1 protein-coding gene and 2 pseudogenes are annotated in these 3622 nt (G+C 34.8%); 2 read left to right on the top strand and 1 reads right to left on the bottom strand.

Annotated features, from left to right (window positions below; all coding sequences use genetic code 11):
- Positions 1-278: 278 nt before the first annotated feature.
- Positions 279-848, bottom strand: a pseudogene (locus tag AC1DUW_RS23560) (dihydrofolate reductase family protein).
- 371 nt (positions 849-1219) lie between these two features.
- Here AC1DUW_RS23560 and AC1DUW_RS23565 point away from each other — a divergent pair.
- A complete protein-coding gene (locus AC1DUW_RS23565; protein WP_477643589.1) occupies positions 1220-1387 on the top strand; it encodes a hypothetical protein in 168 nt (55 codons plus the stop codon).
- A 279-nt stretch (positions 1388-1666) separates the two neighbouring features.
- Positions 1667-2775 (top strand): annotated as a pseudogene (locus AC1DUW_RS23570) (IS3 family transposase).
- Positions 2776-3622 lie beyond the last annotated feature (847 nt).

A 3622-nucleotide genomic window follows, 5' to 3' on the forward strand; every position in this document is an offset into this window, starting at 1 on the left:
GCGCTAGCCTCTACTTAATTTGCTATAATTGGAGGTTTTTGTTTAACGATTTACCAAACTCAATCAGATCACTCATAAGGCTCAGCCTTTTTTAAAAAGCGTTTTTACTGGGTCTATTTTGTTGTGGTTTTTTCTGGATTTTGAGCTTTTTTAATTTTCATGGGAGTTCAATAAGAAAAGCGAACCTTATTCAAGAATCGCGCCCGATTGTTGAATAAGTGACAATTACTATCGAGTATTACCTATATTGTATTTTATCTTTGGAATGTGCAATATTATTAATTCCCATTCAAATGATAGATTAGTTGCACAACGCCAGAGGAGAACGTTCTTGTATTAACCATTTTTAAATTCAACCTCTGTTTTATATCAATAAACAATGGTTTTCCTTCTCCCAAAATAACAGGGTGAACAGATAATCTAAATTCATCAACAAGCCCTAAATTGATAAAAGTTGTAATAAGACTTGCTCCACCATATAACCAGATGTCTTTACCAGGCTTATTCTTTAATTTATTTACTTCTTTAAGAATATTATCATTTATGAATATTTCTTTATTATCAGTCCCTTTTTGCGTTCAGGAAAACACATATTTTTCCTTACTATGAACTAATTCCCAAATTTCTTTTTCAGTATTAGTATCTTCAATTTCTGGAGTAAATTGTCCCCATAAATCGTAGCTTTTTCTTCCATATAAAATAGTATCAATTTGATTTAAGAAATTAATAAACCCCATCTCAGAGTCCATGATGCACCAATCAACTTCCCCATTTTCTCCTTCAATAAATCCATCTAAAGTAGTTGCTAAATCTAAAATTATTCTTCTTGGTCTTACGTTATTGGACATAATTCTTCCTCCATTTAATCATTTAGATATTGTTTCTCCCGCCAATTTTTTTATATTTTCATTATTTACAGCATTTATTTCTGAATAAAGTTACTGATGTTATTAAACTGCCTTAACTTAATAACAATCATCTCAAATTGCTATTATTTCCACAATTAGTTATTCAAGAATATGGCCCAATTGTTGAACAAATCAATATGCACTCTTGAACTATCCTGCCCCGATAGTTCCATAAAGAAAAGCTGCCTTAAAGACAGCTCCGATCTTCAGCTAAAGCACCCGTTAGTTCATTATGAAAAGCGATTCTTATTAAAGAATCGCGCCTTTTTGTTGAATACTTACTTCACCGTTACATCTGTGATATACCGATTATGAATAAAGCGAAAACAAAGCTAATAAAAGTAAAACCAGCAAGGGGAACCGCAAAGGTTTTGTTGTTCTTAAACTCAAATATTGTAAATAAGCCACCTAAAGCACAAACAATAAACCATATTGGGATAAAAATTAAGTCTGCAACATTAACAGGAAGCAATGTATAAAAACCTGTAATGTATAATATCCAATTGATAATTAATAGACCGAATATACAATAAGACCACTTAAAAGGAGGTGAACCTTTCCCATATTTTCTAACCATTAGTAATGGAAAAACGAAGATAATAACTAATTAATAATTGTTTTATTTTGATGTATTTGTATCGTTTAACTAATATCCTCTTCTCTTTTAATGAAATAAAAAATGAATCGTCTACACTTATCTGGACAGATATTTTAAGGGAAGCTGCACTTAACTTACTACAGATAAGGGAGCACTAAAAATGACGAAAAGAGAACGCCGTACATTCACTTCCGAATTTAAAAAACAGATGATTCAACTCTATCAAAGCGGAAAAACACGAAAGGCTCTTATTGAAGAATATGAACTTACTCCTTCTTCTTTAGATCGGTGGATTCAACAGAGTGAAAACACAGGTTCCTTTAAGGAAAAAGATAACCGTTCTCCCGAGGAAAAGGAGCGTATCAAACTACGAAAAGAATTGAAACAGTTACAGATGGAGAATGATATTTTAAAGCAAGCAGCGCTGATACTAGGACGAAAGTAAATGTTATTAAGCGAAACAAAGACAAATACTCGGTATCAGCCATGTGTAACGTCCTGGAGCTATCGCGGAGCACCTATTACTACGAATCAAAAGAACGAAACTCAGAAGACGATGTCACACACGCCATTATAGAAATATTTGAAAAGAACCGTAAGGTATACGGAACACGTAAGATTAAAGTAGAGTTAATGAAGCTCGACCTAACGGTCTCCAGACGCCGGATTAAAAACAAGGGCTTGTATCATCTTATACAGCCGCCCAATACAAACCGCAGCAATCCTCATGTAACGAATCAGTCCTGGCTAACGAATTAAATCGGGAATTTCAACAAGAAGAAGAGAAAAAAGTAGTGGTCAGCGACTTAACATATGTCAAAGTCAAAAATAAATGGCATTACATATGTGTCTTTGTCGATCTCTTTAATCGTGAAATTATTGGCTTTAGTACGGGACCTAATAAGGACGCCCAGCTTGTGGCACGCGCATTTGCATCCATCAAAGGAAACCTTCATGATATTCAGCTCTTCCACACAGATCGAGGGAATGAATTAAAAAACAAGCTAATTGATGAAACGTTAACCACGTTTAAAATTGGCCGTTCACTTAGTATGAAAGGTTGTCCATATGATAACGCTGTCGCGGAAGCGACCTTTAAAATCATTAAGACTGAGTTCGCCAATCAAAAAACATTGGCGAACTTATCACAGCTAACCTCTCGAATTTGGAGACTACGTGAACTGGTTTAATAAGCTAAGAATTTTTGGAACTCTTGGCTACTTAAGTCCTCTAGAATATAAAAAATTATCCAAAAAAAAAGTTGTTTGATTTAGTGTTGACAATCCAATACGTGATAGTTTGTTCCGGTGGTACTGTAGTAAATAATGGTTAATTTTCATAGTCTGGGTCTAGATAAATGAAGAGTCGATGTATCTTGTAATCCCGTATTTCAAATACATTACAAAAGCGTCCTGCATGAGTGACTCCGACACGCCATTCTTTTCCATTGGAAGTAACACCAGAACTTGTACCCTCTACGACAACCGTGTCGCCTTGAAATATATAGTTAAAATAAGCATAGTCGTGGGTGATGGATTTAAAACCTGGTCCATTATTAACAAGTTTTTTGATTTCACCATTCCATTTGCAATTCCCATCTTAGGGAAATAGAGCTGGGCATCCTCGGCAAATAATTCAAGAAAGGCAGGATTGCCTTGGTCAGTTAGTTTAACCTATACGGAGATGCAAATTCCTGTTCCTCAACCAGACGGCATCACGAATTTACCTCCATTTGTTTATTTTGATGTTGATAACCGATTTACTGTAGTTCAAAGACAACGAATTAGAGATGCGATTAGGGTGTATTATTGCAATGGTTTAACCACCACAACCAGAAATGGAATTCTCAAACTGARTCTGTTATAACCCGAAACAATGTACATCTCTGGAAGCATAGAGGTCAGTATTTATCTATGTATTGTTAATATAAGCAATCTATTTAAAACCCTCTATACTTAATAAAATTAAAGAGCCTTACAAAAGGCTCTTTAATCACTGTTACATCTCTTATTTATCTTTCCTTACAAGTAGTGAACAGCACTCCACGTGTCCAGAGTGTATGTGGCAACACATGGGAGGCTGGTGAGACCATAACAAAAAATCCCCCAAACTCTTA

Source organism: Peribacillus sp. P4_C12 (assembly GCF_056402095.1).